The organism is Marinobacter sp. NFXS9, assembly GCF_040148665.1.
GTDB classification, from domain to species: Bacteria; Pseudomonadota; Gammaproteobacteria; order Pseudomonadales; family Oleiphilaceae; genus Marinobacter_A; species Marinobacter_A mangrovi.
This window is the reverse complement of the sequence record NZ_JAGDDW010000002.1, coordinates 213,658-229,869: the sequence shown is the minus strand read 5'-3', so window position 1 is coordinate 229,869 and position 16,212 is coordinate 213,658. Positions and strand designations below refer to the sequence as shown.

13 protein-coding genes and 1 riboswitch are annotated in these 16,212 nt (G+C 61.8%); of the genes, 9 read left to right on the top strand and 4 right to left on the bottom strand.

The window, feature by feature from the left end; genetic code table 11:
* Positions 1–189 precede the first annotated feature (189 nt).
* Entirely contained in the window at positions 190–1,236 is a 1,047-nt protein-coding gene (locus tag J3364_RS04645; RefSeq protein ID WP_349557153.1) for an AraC family transcriptional regulator, read from the top strand.
* Here J3364_RS04645 and J3364_RS04640 read toward each other — a convergent pair.
* Positions 1,233–2,375: a CaiB/BaiF CoA transferase family protein gene (locus J3364_RS04640; RefSeq protein WP_349557152.1), complete on the bottom strand. Its 1,143-nt coding sequence runs from the start codon at positions 2,373–2,375 to the stop codon at positions 1,233–1,235. The genes J3364_RS04645 and J3364_RS04640 overlap by 4 nt on opposite strands.
* A gap of 187 nt (positions 2,376–2,562) precedes the next feature.
* Here J3364_RS04640 and J3364_RS04635 point away from each other — a divergent pair, with 187 nt between their 5' ends.
* Positions 2,563–3,579, top strand: a complete 1,017-nt coding sequence (locus J3364_RS04635; protein ID WP_349557150.1) for an AraC family transcriptional regulator — start codon at positions 2,563–2,565, stop codon at positions 3,577–3,579.
* Positions 3,580–3,602: 23 nt separating this feature from the next.
* Here the strand turns inward: J3364_RS04635 and J3364_RS04630 are convergent, their stop codons facing one another.
* Both J3364_RS04630 and J3364_RS04625 read right to left on the bottom strand, forming a co-directional pair.
* Positions 3,603–4,436, bottom strand: a complete 834-nt coding sequence (locus tag J3364_RS04630; protein WP_349557148.1) for a tetratricopeptide repeat protein — start codon at positions 4,434–4,436, stop codon at positions 3,603–3,605.
* 409 nt (positions 4,437–4,845) lie between these two features.
* Positions 4,846–6,102, bottom strand: coding sequence for a DNA recombination protein RmuC (locus tag J3364_RS04625; RefSeq protein ID WP_349557459.1), 1,257 nt, complete (start codon positions 6,100–6,102; stop codon positions 4,846–4,848).
* A gap of 709 nt (positions 6,103–6,811) precedes the next feature.
* Between J3364_RS04625 and J3364_RS04620 the strand changes: the two genes are divergently transcribed.
* The 4 genes from J3364_RS04620 to J3364_RS04605 all read left to right on the top strand — a co-directional run bounded on the left by J3364_RS04620 (position 6,812) and on the right by J3364_RS04605 (position 10,640).
* Positions 6,812–7,162: a hypothetical protein gene (locus tag J3364_RS04620; RefSeq protein ID WP_349557146.1), complete on the top strand. Its 351-nt coding sequence runs from the start codon at positions 6,812–6,814 to the stop codon at positions 7,160–7,162.
* A 168-nt stretch (positions 7,163–7,330) separates the two neighbouring features.
* Positions 7,331–8,134, top strand: coding sequence for an ATP-dependent zinc protease family protein (locus tag J3364_RS04615; RefSeq protein ID WP_349557144.1), 804 nt, complete (start codon positions 7,331–7,333; stop codon positions 8,132–8,134).
* Positions 8,131–9,642, top strand: a complete 1,512-nt coding sequence (locus J3364_RS04610; protein WP_203140591.1) for an inactive transglutaminase family protein — start codon at positions 8,131–8,133, stop codon at positions 9,640–9,642. The genes J3364_RS04615 and J3364_RS04610 overlap by 4 nt, the downstream gene beginning before the upstream one ends.
* The gene (locus J3364_RS04605; RefSeq protein WP_203140590.1) at positions 9,642–10,640 is read left to right on the top strand and encodes an alpha-L-glutamate ligase-like protein; all 999 of its coding nucleotides are present in this window, start codon (positions 9,642–9,644) and stop codon (positions 10,638–10,640) included. Before J3364_RS04610 ends, J3364_RS04605 begins: the two co-directional genes overlap by 1 nt.
* Positions 10,641–10,733: 93 nt before the next feature.
* On the opposite strand, the gene J3364_RS04600 is transcribed toward J3364_RS04605, so the two are convergent.
* Positions 10,734–12,320 (bottom strand): BCCT family transporter, encoded by a 1,587-nt coding sequence (locus J3364_RS04600; RefSeq protein ID WP_349557142.1) that lies wholly within the window; start codon positions 12,318–12,320, stop codon positions 10,734–10,736.
* A 388-nt stretch (positions 12,321–12,708) separates the two neighbouring features.
* A riboswitch (TPP riboswitch) is annotated at positions 12,709–12,810 on the top strand.
* A gap of 52 nt (positions 12,811–12,862) precedes the next feature.
* On the opposite strand from J3364_RS04600, the gene thiB reads away from it, so the two are divergent.
* From thiB to J3364_RS04585, 3 genes are read left to right on the top strand one after another with little or no spacing between them, the layout of a single operon-like run.
* Positions 12,863–13,858, top strand: coding sequence for a thiamine ABC transporter substrate binding subunit (gene thiB, locus J3364_RS04595; RefSeq protein WP_349557140.1), 996 nt, complete (start codon positions 12,863–12,865; stop codon positions 13,856–13,858).
* On the top strand, positions 13,834–15,495 hold the full coding sequence (thiP, locus tag J3364_RS04590) for a thiamine/thiamine pyrophosphate ABC transporter permease (protein WP_349557138.1): 1,662 nt from the start codon (positions 13,834–13,836) through the stop codon (positions 15,493–15,495). Before thiB ends, thiP begins: the two co-directional genes overlap by 25 nt.
* Positions 15,488–16,108, top strand: a complete 621-nt coding sequence (locus J3364_RS04585) for an ATP-binding cassette domain-containing protein (protein ID WP_349557136.1) — start codon at positions 15,488–15,490, stop codon at positions 16,106–16,108. The genes thiP and J3364_RS04585 overlap by 8 nt, the downstream gene beginning before the upstream one ends.
* Positions 16,109–16,212: the final 104 nt, after the last annotated feature.

Genomic DNA, 16,212 nt, shown 5'->3' with positions numbered 1-16,212 from the left:
CATCCTCACGGATTAACGAATTTTTCAGGCACTTTCGTTCTTTCCTTATTTTCCAGGCGGGTCGGGTTTTCCGATCCGCCTTTTTATTTGCCCACCGTTTACCGTTTTCTCCCCGCAAGACATTCCGGCCATTGAACTGATCCGCTCTCCCCGCTATTAATGCGGTTATACTCATAACAACGAATGAGCATGACCGACACACCACCACTGGGCACCGCATCGATAGCCGCCCTGCGTCAGTATGTGCGGGCTGCCGGGCACAAAGGTATCGACACGACGCCACTCCTGACCCGGGCCGGCCTCGACCTGTCACCGGGCCACTCGGACGACGAACGCATCGACGGCGAACGTTTCCAGCGATTTATCCGACTACTGGTCGACGCAACCGGCAATCCCATCCTGGGTCTGGAGACCGGGGACTTCGTGCAACCCGGTTCCTATACGGTGTTGGGCTACATCACCATGAGCTGCGCCACGCTGGGCGAAGCCATCCAGTACATTATTCCCTACGAGAAGCTGGTGGGCGATATGGGCCTCACCCGTTTCCTGGTGGACGGCGACCGCATGCACCTGATCTGGCAGTGTGCCTACAACGATCCGCGGGTACGCCCGCAGATGATCGACAACGTGATTGCCTCCTGGATCCAATACGCCCGCTGGCTGGGCGATGACGCCGATACCTCCCCGGAAGCGGTACACCTGGAGCGGCGCTCGCCGGGTGCGGCGCTGGAATCGGCCTATCGGGAGCGGTGGGGCTGCCCGGTGGTGTTCGAGGCGGCCGATAACCGTGTTATCGCTTCCCGAGCGTTGCTGGAACGGCCGTTACGCCAGCCGGATCCCGGCCTGCGCCGCACGCTGGAAGCCCATGCCCGCAGCCAGATGGCCGCCATTACCGCCGATACCGCCCTCCTCACCCGGGTTCGGGAGGCCATCCGCCAGCAACTCCTGCAGGGCGTCAGCCGGCAGGACATTGTGGCCGGACAATTACACATGACCGCTCGCACCCTTCAGCGGAAACTGAGTCAGGAAGGCAGCAGCTACCAGTCGCTGCTGGATGAAGTGCGCCAGTCCCTGGCGGAAGATTTCCTGTGCCATACGCAGATGGCGATTCCCGACATCGCCCTGCGGCTGGGCTTCAGTGAGCCGGCCTCCTTTCATCGCCGTTTCAAAAGAAACACCGGCGTCACACCCGGCGACTACCGGACCACTCACAGCCACACCCCGGCGACCGATTAACCGTTCTTTGAAAGGCGCTCCAGAACCGGAGCCGTATCCGCTCCCAGCGTGCGCCCGGTGAAACGGGCCTCGCAAGGCGTCCGACTGAACTTGATCGGGTGGCCGATCTGACGTTGCGTGCCACCCTGTTCCCGGGGCACGTCAATCACCATCGCCCGGGCTTCCAGTTGCGGGTGCGCTGCGGCTTCCGCCAGGGTCAGTACGGGCTCCACGCAGGCATCCTGTTCCGCAAAAACCGCCTCCCATTCGGCCAGCGGTCGCTCGGCGATGGCGCTCTTCAGCGCCTGCTTCAATTCCCGCTGATGTTCAGGGTTCTGACTCAACCCCAGGCTTTTCATATCGGCCAGGCCCAGGACATCGCACAGCCGGGCCATGAATTGCGGCTCCAGGCTGCCCACGGACAACCAGCGACCGTCCGCCGTCTCGTAGTAGTCGTAGAAACTGCCACCGTTGAGCAGCGACTGCTCCGGCCCGGGCCGTTCGCCCCCGGCCAGGTGGGCAGCGCCGGCCATGCCGTTCATCGCAAAAGCGGCATCCGTCATGCTGACATCAACAAACTGCCCTTCTCCGGTCTGCTGGCGATAGACCACTGCCGCCAGGATGCCCATGACCGCATGATGCGAGCCACCGGCCACGTCCGCCACCTGGATACCCAGTGGCGGCGGACCGCTCTCTTTGCGACCGCAGTGACTGCTGACGCCGGCGAGGGACAGGTAGTTGATATCGTGGCCCGCCCGCTGCCGGTAGGGGCCGGTCTGACCATAGCCGGTGATCGCGCAATAGATCAGGCCCGGATTGATGGCGCGCAGCGTGTCGTAGTCGATCCCCAGCCGTTGCATCACCCCGGGGCGGAATTGCTCGATGACGATGTCGTACTCGGCCACGAGTCGCTTCACCGTATCGATGCTGTCCGGCTGTTTGAGATCCAGCGCCAGCGAGGCCTTGCCCCGGTTCAGGTAGGTATGTGCCGTGCCCACGCCGTCCACTTGGGGCGGCATCAATCGGGTCAGATCCATCCGGTCCGGCGCTTCTACGCGCAGGACCTCTGCACCCATATCCGCCATCAACATGGTGGCATAGGGGCCGGGCAAGAGCGTGGTGAAGTCCAGGATCCGAAGCCCATCGAGCGGTCCGGCCATAGTTGCGTCTCCCTGTGTGATTCCGCGCCCCAGATTGCCGGCCCATGGCATCGCCGCCAACGGCGAGTTCCGCCAATCTGATTGGCCGTATCTACCATACCCCGGCTTCATCCTGTCCCCCAATGGTGTTGCAAACCCGGGGGACCTTCTTATGATGGGCGAATCGTTACAGCATACAGGTCAACGGATGGCGAATCTGACGGTTTCCGGGCACTTTGTCCTGGCCGCACTCAGCGGTGCCGAGTATCAGCGACAGGATTCCAGCGTCATGCTGCGGCGTGCCGGCATTTCGCCGGAGCTGATCCGCACGCCCGGCGCCCGCGTCAGCAGCGCCCAGTTCACCCGGTTGATGCAGGTGATCTGGGACGCCATGCAGGACGAGTTCATGGGGATGGGACCGCGCCGCTGCCATCCCGGCACGTTCGCCACGATGTGCACGCTGATCCTCGAGCATTCGACCCTGGAGAGCGGTCTGGAGCGGGCGGAGCACTTTTCCCACCTGTTCGACAGCACGGTCTGTATGGGACTGGAGCGGGGCGGTGACCGGGCGTCGCTGGTGCTGCACCTGGACCTGCCCGTCCACGACCCGCACTATTTCCTGCGCGAGAGCATCCTGGTGATCTGGCATCGCCTGTTCAGCTGGTTGATTGGTCAGGCCATCACCTTGAAAAAAGCGCGCTTTGATTACCCCGCCCCACCCCATGCCGACGAATACCGGCACATTTTCCACTGCCCGCTGGCCTTTGATGCCGACCGGACCGAACTGGTTTTTGATGCGCGCTTCCTGACCGCACCGATCATCCGCGACCGCCCGGAAATGCGACGCTTCCTGAAAACTTCGCCGGCGGACCTGCTGGCACGGCCCGATGAGGGCAACAGCTACACCGGCCGCATCCGCGCTCTGATCGGCCGGGATTTTTCCCAGGCCCTGCCGGATTTCGAGTGGATTGCATCAGAACTGCACGTCAGCCCGCAAACCCTGCGCCGACGGCTCAAGCAGGAAAATACGTCGTTCCAGGAAATCAAAGATCTGCTGCGGCGGGATCTGGCGATCTATCACCTGGGCCGGGGCGAGCGCTCCATCAACGAGATCGCCCATCTCGTGGGATTCACCGAGCCGTCCACCTTTCATCGGGCGTTCAAGAAATGGACCGGGATGACGCCCCGCGCCTGGCGAGAGGAGGAAGTCGGTGCCGAGTCGTAACGAACCGGCACCGCCATCCTATCCTATGATGGGGACTGGAGGCGCCGGATCAGGTCGCCGAGGGTGCGCGCCAGAGCCTGAGTGGTATCCGCCTGGCCGCCCAGCTTGAGCCAGCGCGAGCCATCCCGTGGATCGTAGATCCAGCAGGTGCGGCCGTCATCCGGGCAGTCCCACTTGAGCAGCGGATTAATGCCGTAGACCGGCAGGCGCGAAGAGACCACTTCCGAGCGACCGTCATCCAACTTGCGAGTTTCCTGGACCTGGAGGGCACCGGTATCGGTGGACACCTGATACACCACATCAGGCGTCTGATTGGCATTGATCACCCGACCATTGCCCGCGCGCCAGGCGTTCTGGGAGAGCAGGCTGTTGGCGTGGCGTTCCAGCGCTTCGCGGGGCGTGCTGGCCAGATACAGCTTCTGCAACTGCTCGACGGAATTGCCGTCGGCCGGCTCAATCTTGGCCACCGGCTCGCCCTGGGACTGGGCAGCACTGGCCACATCCCCTTCCTCTTTACGGGCCTGCTCCACCGACGTGATCAGCTCCAGGGCCTCGGTGTAATGCTCGCCCTTCTCACCCGCCTGGGTGACGTAGGCCTCCAGCGCCGCCATGGCTTCGTTGTAGTGCCCGGCCTCGTACATGACCCGGCCCCGGTAGAAGGCGTAATCGTCCGGCTTCTTGGTTTCCAGCGCCTGCAGGCGATTCAGGTATTCACCGGCCTGCCCCCACTGCTGGTTCTCGACCGCCTTCTCGACCGCCAGCATCAGCCGGCGCGTTTCGTGCTCTGGAGGCAGGGCCCAGGCGAGTTGGGTGAACAGCATGCTACCGACAACAACACCCATCCATCTGCTTTTCATTCCTGAATTCTCCGCAGGGAACATCAATGTTTTCAGTGCGTTGGGACAACGCCGGTTCCACCGGGTTGGCGCAGAACGCATGGCAAATTCTTCCCTAAAGTGTCTGCCATTACCCCGGATGATTCAAGGAGATGCCGCGACAAGCTGTGAAAACCCACTCAGCGGGACCGGGTCAGTGGATCAGTCAACAACGATGGTATCGCCACTCTGATCCCCATCGTCATCACCGCCACCGGCCATCGCGGCCCGGGACAGGGTTAAGGCCAGTGAGTTTTGCCAAGGATATGTGTTCAACACGCAGGGCTCCCGAAGATGCGGATCTTGGATGTCGTGTTGATCATTCTAGGCCACGATGGCGTGGCGTCACTGTGACCTGAATTCCATTCGTCGGGAGCCGTTTCGACGATTTTCAGTCGTTTTCGTCATCCGTCTCGTCGTCCTCGTCATGACCAACGCCTGCCTGCTCGCGGATCGACTTGGGCAATTCCTTTTTCACCCGCACGCCCAGTTCGACGAACCGGTTGGCCTGCGAGATCAGATTGCCCTTGCCGCGGGTCAGCGTGTTCATGGCGCCATCATAGGTGCCCTGCGCGGTCTGCAGCTGGCTACCCAGCTTTTCCATGGATTCCACGAAGACCCGCAACTTGTCGTAGACCGCTCCGGCCCGGTCGGCGATCTGCCGCGCATTCTGACTCTGGCGCTCGTACCGCCAGATGTTCTCGATGGTGCGCAGGGTCGCCAGAAGGGTGGTCGGCGTGACCACGATAATCTTGCGCTCGAACGCTTCGGCAAACAGGTTCTCATCCTGCTGGAAGGCCGCTACGAAGGCCGGTTCGATCGGCATGAACAGCAGTACGAAGTCCGGCGAATGCAGTCCGTTGAGCTGGCTGTAGTCCTTCTCGCTGAGACCGCGAATGTGCTGGCGCACCGCCTCGACGTGGGCCTTGAGGGCACTCTCGCGGGCGTCGTCGTCTTCGGCGGTGACCCATTCCTGATAGGCCAGCAAGGACACCTTGGAATCCACAATCAGGTTGCGCTTGTCCGGCAGGTGGACCACCACATCCGGGCGCAGCAACTGACCCTCGGCATCCCGGTACGAGCCCTGGGTTTCGTACTCGACGCCCTTGCGCAGGCCGGATTTCTCCAGCACCCGTTCGAGGATCAGCTCCCCCCAGTTCCCCTGGATTTTCTTGTCGCCCTTGAGCGCCCGCGTCAGGTTCGCCGCTTCCTCGGTGATCTGCTTGTTCAGCTTCTGCAGGGCATCGATTTCACTGCGCAGCGCCTGACGGTCCCGGGTTTCGGTGGTGTAGACGTCCTCCACGCGCTTGCGGAAGTCCTGCAACTGCTCTCGGAAGGGGTTCAACAGGGAATCGAGATTGGTGCGGGTCTGCTGCGAAAAACGCTCGCTCTTCTGCTCGAAAATGCGGTTGGCCAGGTTCTCGAATTCCTGTTTCAGCGCATCGCGATTGCGCTCCAACAGTTGCAGCTTTTCGCCGGTAGTGCGGCGCTCCTCTTCCAGAGTCACCTCGTATTCGCGCAGCGACACCCGGGCGTCGGACAGGGAGCGGTTAACCGCCTCGTAACGGTCATTCAGCTCGGACAGATCCTGCTCCAGCTTGCGCTCGCGCTTCTGGGAACCGTCCCGCTCCGCCACCAACGTGGCCATCCGGTTATCCAGCTCCGTGGCCTTGTCACGCCAGCTTTCCCGGGCGGCCTCAAGATCCCGTTGATGGCGATGCTGCTCCGTCGCCTGCTCCCGCAACTGGTCGCGTTCCTGCTCCAGAAGCGCCCGGTCCCGGCTGGCGTGGTAAGCCTGTTCCTCGGCCGCTTCGGCGCGGGTGGTCATGGCATCCAGGCGGGACTGGACCTCCTCACGTACCTGTCGCAGGCGACGCTGATAGAACAACACCAGCGCAAAAGCGGTAACCAGCGCCACCCCAAGAGCGACGGTAACAAGCACCGGAAGCATTTCCCGGGGAATAGTAAGCGGCACATTCAACTCCTGTCTCTGGAAAGTGACCGTCGCGACTCGCACTGCAAGCCCGGACGTTGATGGGTAAGGCATTATCCAGAAAACCGACTGCCCGGGCCAAGGAACTTACCCGGACCCACTTCGACTAAAGGTGAAGTGACACCCTCGCAGCAGGTTGATATCCGTACACAATGGGTGATCCTGCACGCAGCCGATATGACACACAAGTCTCAAAATTCCGGAGACATGTAATAAGAGAGCATCCAGAGATGGAAGCCGCTCGTAATCTGAGCTACAACAGTCGGTATAACGATAATTAAAAAGTGCTCAAAGTCGGCCGGACATCGCCGAACTGTCAGCGCTGCGGGGTTCGCCCCGGACAAGGAATTTTCGAGACACAGCCATGTTAAAAGCACTCTGGCGCAGAACGACCGGACAGGCATGCGCCCCGGAGGACGGTGGTAGCAACACCGGGTTCAGCCTTACAGAACACCTGACCCACACCGGCCAGTATCATCTCGAACGCCTGCATACGCTGGTGGAATTGCGCTATGAAAAGCGGTTCGACGATGCGTCAGACAGCACCATTCGCAGCCTGATTCACTACGCGTCCCGCATCCAGGATCAGGACATCCAGCGCGAGCTGCTTCTGCTGTACCTGAATTGCCCGCCGTCGGTCCAGGCCTACCTGCGCTCCGACGATATCCTCGACGCCGATCACTATATCCGGACCCAGCACCCGCCGACCGAGTAAACGATCCCGCCGGCAGGCCCGTAACGCCAACCGGATCACAGACCCGCAAGGGGGGTTACAGATCGGTAAATCGGCGTAATGTCGTAATAATGTATACTTCGCCCTTCATTTTCGGACAACCCCGATCAGTCACACACGGTTTATTGCGGACAGAGGTTTGTCATGCCTATGCGCGCGCTTCGCACGCTTTCACGATGGGTTCTGATCCCGGCTCTCGGGACACTCCTGGCCGGTTGCTCCGGCTCGGCCCTGGTCAAACAGGACGACCTGAACACACTCAAACAGGCTGAGACCGTCCAGTCCGGCGAACTCCGGCAACTGAGTGAAGACCTCAAGGCCCACCATCGCGGCATGGTGCGCAACAACAACGAAAATACCCGGGCCCTGATCGAAACCATCCGCGAACAGATCAAGCCTCCCAGCTGCCCCAAGCGACCACAGCCGGTTTGCTCCTCAGTCAGCAGCGGTGAGACCGCATCCTCCTCGCACTTCCAGGACATGCTGGTTGTCGGTGAATTGGAAAAGGTGCATTTCCTGGAGCCCGGCTTCACCTATGAAGCACGGGTCGACACCGGCGCCGAGACCTCGTCGCTGGACGCCCGCAACGTGACCTATTTCGAACGTAACGGCGAGGACTGGGTCCGCTTCGACGTGCCGGTACCGGGCACCAAGGACAAGCTGAAAACGCTGGAGCGCCCTCTCTCCCGCAATGCCCGCATCATCCAGGCGTCGGCAGACGACAGTGAGCGCCGGGCCGTGGTCGAGCTGCAGTTCGCCATTGGCGATCACGTCCAGAAAGCCGAGTTCACATTGTCCAATCGTGAAGCTCTGTCCCACACCGTCCTGATCGGCCGCAATATCCTCCGGGATGTCATGCTGGTCGATGTCGGCAAGGATTTCGCTACCCAATTGCCCGCCAAGTTCACATCGAAGGCCGGGAAAAACCAGTCCGCCAAGGAAGCGCCGCAGTGAAGTCCCGTTACCCGTTTTACATCGCCATTGCCCTGCTGATCTTTACCGGCGTGGGCATCGCCACCTTGCGTCATTTCGAACTCGGTATTCCCTGGCTGTCCGGTGAGGAACGGCCGGTCTGGCTGGTGGAAGCGCGGGTGGATTTCCGGGCCAGTGGCGATCCCGTACTGGTCAGCCTGAACCTGCCGGACGATCCGCCCGGCTTCCATGTGCTGTCGGAGCAGGCGGCGTCACCGGGATACGGCTTTTCGATCGTCGATGATCAGGGCGATCGCCGGGGCGAATGGTCGATCCGTGAAGCCAACGGTCCGCAAACGCTGTACTACAAAGCCCAGTTCATTCCCGACCCGGACGCCCAACCCCGGCCACCGGAACAGCCGCCCGAGCCCGACACCGTCTACTGGGAAGAACCCCAGGCGACCGCCGCCCACGAAGTGTTGGCGCTGGCTGCCGCCAAATCCAGTACGCCGGAGAGCATGACCCGGGAACTGATCAAACTGATTCGCTCCACCGATCCGGACCAGAACACCGCCCTCCTGCTGGCCGGCCACGACGATGTGGATGTGCTGGTCAAACTGCTGAATTACGCCGATATTCCGGCGCGGGTCTCCGAGGGCGTCAAGCTGGAAGATGCCCGCCGGCGCCAGCCACTGCGGCCTTTCCTGGAGATCTACGACGGCGACCACTGGCTGACGTTCAATCCTCAGACCGGTGAACAGGGCCTGCCCGACAACGTCCTGCTGTGGAGCCGGAATACCCAATCCCTGCTTGACGTGATGGGCGGCAGCCAGTCCGTGGTGAGCTTTGCCATGCTGCGGCAGACGGTACCCGCGTTGCAGCTGGCCCGGGCCGAGTCGATGGAAAACGGTCTGGGCTTCCTGAGCCTCTATCAGCTCCCCATAGAGGAACAGAGCATGTTCCGCATGCTGTTACTGCTGCCATTGGGGGCGATGGTGGTCGCCTTTATGCGGGTGATCGTAGGCATTCGTACGTCCGGCACCTTCATGCCGGTGCTGATTGCGGTGGCCTTCCTGCAAACCTCGCTCGGCCCGGGACTGGTAACGTTCATCACCGTGGTGGCGTTGGGGCTGTTGCTGCGAGGCTACCTGTCGAATCTCAACCTGTTGCTGGTGTCGCGGATTGCGACGCTGATCATCCTGGTCATCTTCATGTGCACTGCCATCAGCATCGTCGGCTATCAGATGGGCTTCAATACGGGCATGACGGTGACCTTCTTTCCCATGGTCATCCTGGCCTGGACGATCGAGCGCATGTCCATCCTGTGGGAAGAGGAAGGTCCTCACGAGGTCTTTGTGCAAGGCGGCGGCAGCCTGCTGGTGGCGATACTGGCCTATCTGGTGATGAGCCTGCCGATTGCCGGCCATCTGACCTTCAACTTCCCGGAACTGCACCTGATCATCCTGGCGGTGATCCTGCTGATGGGGCAGTACACCGGCTACAAGCTCAGCGAACTGCGTCGGTTCCATCCCATGCAGGAGTATGACTGATGCGATGGATCTCGCCGGCCGCCCTCACCCGCCGCGGCATGCTCAATATGAACCGGCGCAATGTGGATTACATTGCCCGTTACAACGACCGCAGCGCCTACCCGCTAGTGGACAACAAGCTGAAAACCAAGCTGGTGGCCGAGGAATACGATGTGGCCACCCCGGCCCTGCGCCAGGTGGTTTCCCAACAGCACCAGATCTCCCATTTCCGGGAACGGGTGGCGGACCTGAACGGCTTCGCCATCAAACCGGCCAAGGGCTCCGGTGGCAAGGGCATCCTCGTCATTACCCGGCGCGAGGACGACAGTTTTATCAAGGCCTCCGGTGCGGCGGTGTCCCTGCGACACCTGGAACGCCACCTGTCCAACATCCTGGCGGGCCTTTACTCGCTGGGTGGTTCGCCCGATGTGGCGATCGTCGAGGATCTGATCCAGTGCAGCAGCGCCCTCACCGACTACTCGTTCCAGGGCGTGCCCGACATCCGCATTATCGTTTTCCGCGGTTATCCGGTGATGGCCATGCTGCGCCTGGCCACCCGGGCTTCTGACGGCAAGGCCAACCTGCACCAGGGCGCCATCGGCGTGGGCATCGACATCGCCACCGGCCGAAGCCTGAACGCCGTGCAGTTCAACCGCCCGGTCAAGACCCACCCGGACACCGGCCTGGCGCTGGAGCACATCCATATCGAAGACTGGCATACGATGCTGGTGATGGCGTCACGCTGCTACGAGGCCACGGGCCTCGGCTATATGGGTGCGGATCTGGTGCTTGACCAGAACAGTGGCCCGACTCTACTGGAGCTGAACGCCCGGCCCGGCCTGGCTATCCAGATGGCCAATGGCAAGGGCCTGTTGCCACGCCTGAAGTACATCGAAAGCCTCAAGCGCACCCACCTCACCCCGGAAGCGCGAGTGGAATACGCCATGTCCATTTTCAGCCACACGGGCAACCTGTCTGCCCCACAGCAGACGGGCTATCGAAAGCCGGCCTTCGCCTGACCCTTCGCTCGGCCAAATACCCAGCCCCTTTTTTTCCAGACATAAAAAAACCCGCCTCAGTTGAGGCGGGTTTCTTCGGATCAGGCCGGGCGCTTATTTCATGCCGGCGTTGATCAGGGCACGCTCGTTGTTCAGCCCCTTGTAAAGGCCGTAGCACATAACGAGCAACACGAAGGTAAATGGCAGACCGACAGAGACGGCACCTGCCTGCAGTGTTTTCAGCGCGTCGGCACCGCCGCCGAAGACCAGCGCCGCCGCGATTGCACCTTCCATGACGGCCCAGAAAACACGCTGCTGGGTCGGCGCGTCCAGCTTGCCGCCGGCGGTGATGCTGTCGATCACCAGCGAGCCGGAGTCAGAGGAGGTCACGAAGAACACCATGACCAGGATGATACCCAGGAAGGACGTGATGGTGGTCAGCGGGATATTCGCCAGCATCTGGAACATCGCCAGTGAGACGTCGGTCAGACCGTCGGTTGCCAGTGAGCCCACACCCGCCTGGATCTGCTCCAGTGCCGAACCGCCGAATGCACTCATCCAGATGATGGTGATGATGGTCGGGATAATCAGTACAGCGGTCACGAACTGGCGTACGGTACGACCCTTGGACACCCGGGCGATGAACATACCGACGAACGGTGACCAGGAGATCCACCAGGCCCAGTAGAAGACGGTCCAGCCATGGAACCAGGTCTCGTCTTCACGACCAAACGGGTTACTCAGCGGCAGGATATTACCGACGTAAGCGGAAGTGGTGGTCCAGAACGCTTCGAACACACCCAGGGTGTGGCCAGCGAAAATCACGAACAGCAGCAGTGCCGCCGCCAGCCCCATATTGATATTACTGAGCAGCTTGACGCCACCATCCAGACCACGAATCACCGAGATCAACGCCACGCAGGTAATGCCGAAAATGATGGCGATCTGGGTGCTGATGCCGCTGTCGATACCGAACAGGTAGTGGAGACCGGAGGCTGCCTGTTGCGCGCCCAGACCCAGGGACGTGGCCAGACCGAAGATGGTCGCCAGCACCGCGAGGATGTCAATAACGTCACCGATCCAGCCCCAGACGCGATCACCGAAGATCGGGAAGAAAGCCGAACGCAGGGTCAGCGGCATGCCCTTGTTGAAGGCAAAAAAGGACAGGGACAGCGCGACAATCGCGTAGATGGCCCAGGGATGCAGACCCCAATGGTACATGGTCGCCCCCATGGCGAGGCTCGCACCTTCCGGCGTATTCGGGGCCACATTGAGTGGCGTGCCGTACCAGTCGGTGTAATAGGCGACCGGCTCGGCAACACCCCAGAACATCAGACCAATACCCATACCAGCAGCGAACAGCATCGCAAACCAGGACATGGTGGAGAATTCCGGAACTGCGTCGGTACCGCCAATGCGGATATTGCCGACCGGCAGCACGATGAGTGCCAGGCAGAAAATCACGAAGATGTTGCCACTGATCAGGAAGAGCCAGTCAAAATGATTGATGGCCCCGGCCTTGGCACCGCTGAGCAGCGAATTCGAGACATCCGGGAAAATCAGGGTTCCCACCACGAAAAAGATGATCAATGCTGCCGTAACGAAAAACACCGTCTTGTGCAGGTCCATCCCCAGCGGGGTTATATTGTCCTGACCTGCCTGATAGTCGGTGGAGTACTCGTCTTTAAGGACTTCGCTCACGTCAAGTCTCCTCGAACGGATTGTTGGGTCCATTTCGGACTCAAGATTACAGACCGTTAAGTCTATTCATTTGAGCTCGAAATATCAAAAGCGATTTCCGGATGGAACCCACTTTTCTAACCGTAGTCCAGATATTGAGGCTCTTCCCGAGAATTTTTTCGGCGCCTTTAAACAACAGGCTACCGGCACATAGAGATTGTCATCGTTGCCTTTCACCCGCGTTGTTTCCAGGTCGCTCCGGGCCACGAACAGCGGCAATTCAGCCACCCTGAACGGCGATTGACCGTCCTCTATTTACTTACAGGTCTAAGGACTGAGAAAAAACGATTCTGCACATCTATCGTGCCAAGGGGCGCTGCGCAGACCCCGGTAAGTCTGTTAAAATATCGTTTTCTCAACGGGGTGCCTGCAACCGTATCGACAGGCTGAGATCAGACCCGCGGAACCTGCTCCGGATCATGCCGGCGAAGGGATTGAGTGAAGACTCTGCCTGCGGTCTGCCGTCCCCCGGAATGCCTCCACGACGACGGGAATCGACCACAATGGCACGCTTTTTCCTCCTGATTCTGCTCACGCTTTCCGCCAGTCTGGCTTGGGCTGGCCCAACGCTGACGGTTTACACCTACCCATCCTTCGTCTCAGAGTGGGGGCCGGGACCCGCCGTCAAGCAAGCATTCGAAGCGCAGTGCGACTGCACCGTCAACTTCGTGGCACTGGACAGCAGCGTGGCCATCCTTCACCGGTTACGCCTGGAAGGCGAATCCAGCCCGGCCGACGTGGTATTGGGGCTGGACGCCAGCATCATGGCCGACGCCCGCAAAACCGGCCTGCTGGCCCCACACGACATCGACACGTCGTCGCTCAATCTGCCTATTGAATGGCAGGACGACACCTTCGTGCCTTACGACTGGGGCTATTTCGCGTTTGTTTACGACACCCAGCAGCTTTCGGATCCCCCCACCAGCCTGGACGGGCTGATCAATGCCCCGGACGATCTGAAAATCATCATCGAGGACCCGCGCACCAGCACACCCGGCCTGGGCCTCCTGCTGTGGATGCGTAAGGTCTACGGTGATCAGGCCCCGGCTAAATGGCAGGCACTGCAAAAGCACATCCTGACGGTCACCAAAGGCTGGAGCGACGCCTACTTCTCGCTGTTCATGAACGGCGAAGCGCCCATGGTGCTGTCCTACAGCACCTCCCCGGCCTATCACATGGCGGTGGACAAGACCGATCGCTATCAGGCCGCTGCCTTCGACGAAGGCCACTACCTGCAAGTGGAAGTGGCGGCACGCCTGCGGAACAGCCCTCACCCCGAGCTGGCCCAACAGTTCCTGGCGTTCATGCTGACCCCCGCTTTCCAGCGGGAAATTCCCCTGAAGAACGTGATGTATCCGGCGACGGACCTGGGCAACGAGCTGCCCGCTGTGTTCAGTCGGCTGATCGAACCCGCCCGGACCCTGTACTTCGATCCGCAAACCGTCGCCGACCATCGCAAGGCCTGGATTGACGAGTGGCTCAACGCGACCGCACAGTGACGCCCCCATTCAGCCATCCGCGCTGGCGAGCCTGGCCCGGCCGGGCGGTGGCACTGCTGCTGGTCGGCATCGTGGCGGCCGGCTTTTCCGGCCTGCTGGCGGAGTGGCAATGGCAGGCGGTCAGCGATCTCTGGCAAAGCGCCTACCTGCGTCAGGTGATCTGGTTCAGCGTATACCAGGCCACCCTGTCTACCGGACTCAGCCTGCTGCTGGCCATTCCGGTGGCCCGGGCGCTGCACCGGCATCCGCGGTTTGCCGGTCGCGCCCTGCTGCTGCGGATGACGGAGCTCAGTCTTGTGCTGCCCACCATCGTCGCGGCATTTGCCCTGGTGGCGGTGTACGGCCGCTCCGGCTGGCTCAATACGGCGCTGGGCTGGCTGGGCCTGCCCTTCCGTTGGAACCTCTACGGGCTGCAGGGCATCCTGCTTGCCCACGTCTTTTTCAACGCGCCACTGGCCGCCCGCATCCTGCTGCAGGGACTCGAGCGCATCCCCGCCAACCAGTGGCGGATGGCGGCTCAACTGGGCCTGACCAGCGGGCCGCTGTGGCGCAACCTGGAATGGCCGGCCCTGCGCCGGGTTTTGCCGGGACTGGCGGTGTTCATTTTCATCCTCTGTTTCACCAGTTTCGCCATTGTGATGACACTGGGTGGCGGCCCACGGGCTACCACCATCGAAGTCGCCATCTACCAGTCACTGCGCTACGAATTCGACTTTGGCCGCGCCGCCCTGCTGGCGATGGTGCAGCTGCTGATCTGTGGCGCCCTCTGGCTGGTGGCCTCTCGGCAGGGATCGCCTCGCAGCCTGGTTCCCGGAAGCCATGAACAGTCCGGCACACGGCGCCGGGACGCCCGCCCTCGGGATCGACTCCTGTTGCAGCTGTTCCTGGCTTTCCTGGCGCTGCCTCTACTGGCGGTCGTGATCCGAGGGTTGCCCGGACTGCTGGGTGAAGCCGGTCAGGGCCAGCTTTGGTGGAGCCTGGCTCGGAGCCTGAGCGTGGCCACAATCGCCGCGTTCCTGGCTTGCAGCTGCGGTTTGGCCATCCTGGCCGCCAGCCAGTCGGCGCGCCAGGGCGGTCGCCGCCTGATGGCCCGCCTGCTGGAATCCAGCGGCCACCTGACGCTGCTGGTGCCGGCCCTGGTGCTGGGCACCGGCCTGTTCATCCTGTTGCGCCCCCAGTTGGGCCAGACCCACCAGGGCCTGGCGCTGGTGGCGATGATCAACGCACTGATGGCCCTCCCCTTCGTGCTACAGGTGTTGCGCGGCCCGTTTGCCACATTGCCGCCAAACAGCCTGCGGGTCGCCGACCAGTTGAACCTGCGCGGCAGCTATCGACTGCGGTTTCTCCTGCTGCCGCTGCTCCGGCGCCCCCTGCTGCTGGCCGCAGCCTACGCCGCCGGCCTCTCGCTGGGCGACTTCAGCGTCATCGCTCTGTTCGGCAGTCCGTCCGCACCCACGCTGCCGCTGCTGCTGTTCCAGCAACTGTCGGCCTATCGGATCGAAGCAGCGTCCGGCACCGCGTTTGTCATGCTGATCCTGCTGTTCGTCGTCTTCTACATTCTCAATCGCTGGGGGGACAGGCGCCGACGTCAGCGGTCGCCACGCCGTCTCGCCACCGGAGCACGCGCCCATGCTTGAGTTCCAGGATCTGAGTTTCCGCTATCCGGACACCGACCGGCCGCTGACCTTCAGCGGCAATGTGGCGCCGGGACAATGCCTGGCCGTGACCGGTCCCAGCGGGTGCGGCAAGAGCACCCTGCTCAACCTGATCGCCGGCTTCCTGAGCGCCGGCTCCGGCAGTCTGCGCTGGCAGGCCCAGGACATCCAGTCCCTGCCGCCCTGGGACCGACCGGTCACCTCCGTCTTCCAGGAAGACAACCTGTTCGATCACCTGAGCGTGCACGACAATCTCGGCCTGGGCATTCATCCGGGTCTGAAATTGTCCCGCGAGGACAAGGCCGCCATCGACGCCATGCTGGACAAGGTCGGTCTGGATGGGCTGGCACGCCGCGTCCCTACGGAACTGTCGGGCGGCCAGCGCCAACGCGTGGCCGTGGCACGGGCACTGCTGCGCGGGACACCCCTGCTGTTGCTGGACGAACCCTTCACCGGGCTGGATCCGGACACCCGCCAGACCCTGCGTCAACTCATCCGCGACCAGCGCGACCAGGGCACCGCCATCGTGCTGGTCAGTCATGACGAAAGCGATGTCGAGAGCCTGGCCGACCGCCATCTGCGCCTGACAGCCTGACCCCGCTGTGCTGCAATAGAAGGCATCACAAGTCATCCGCCCGGGGGCATGCGGCTCGACCTGTCGGCGCTGCTGCCCCTATCATGCCTCTTTTGCTGTCAAAC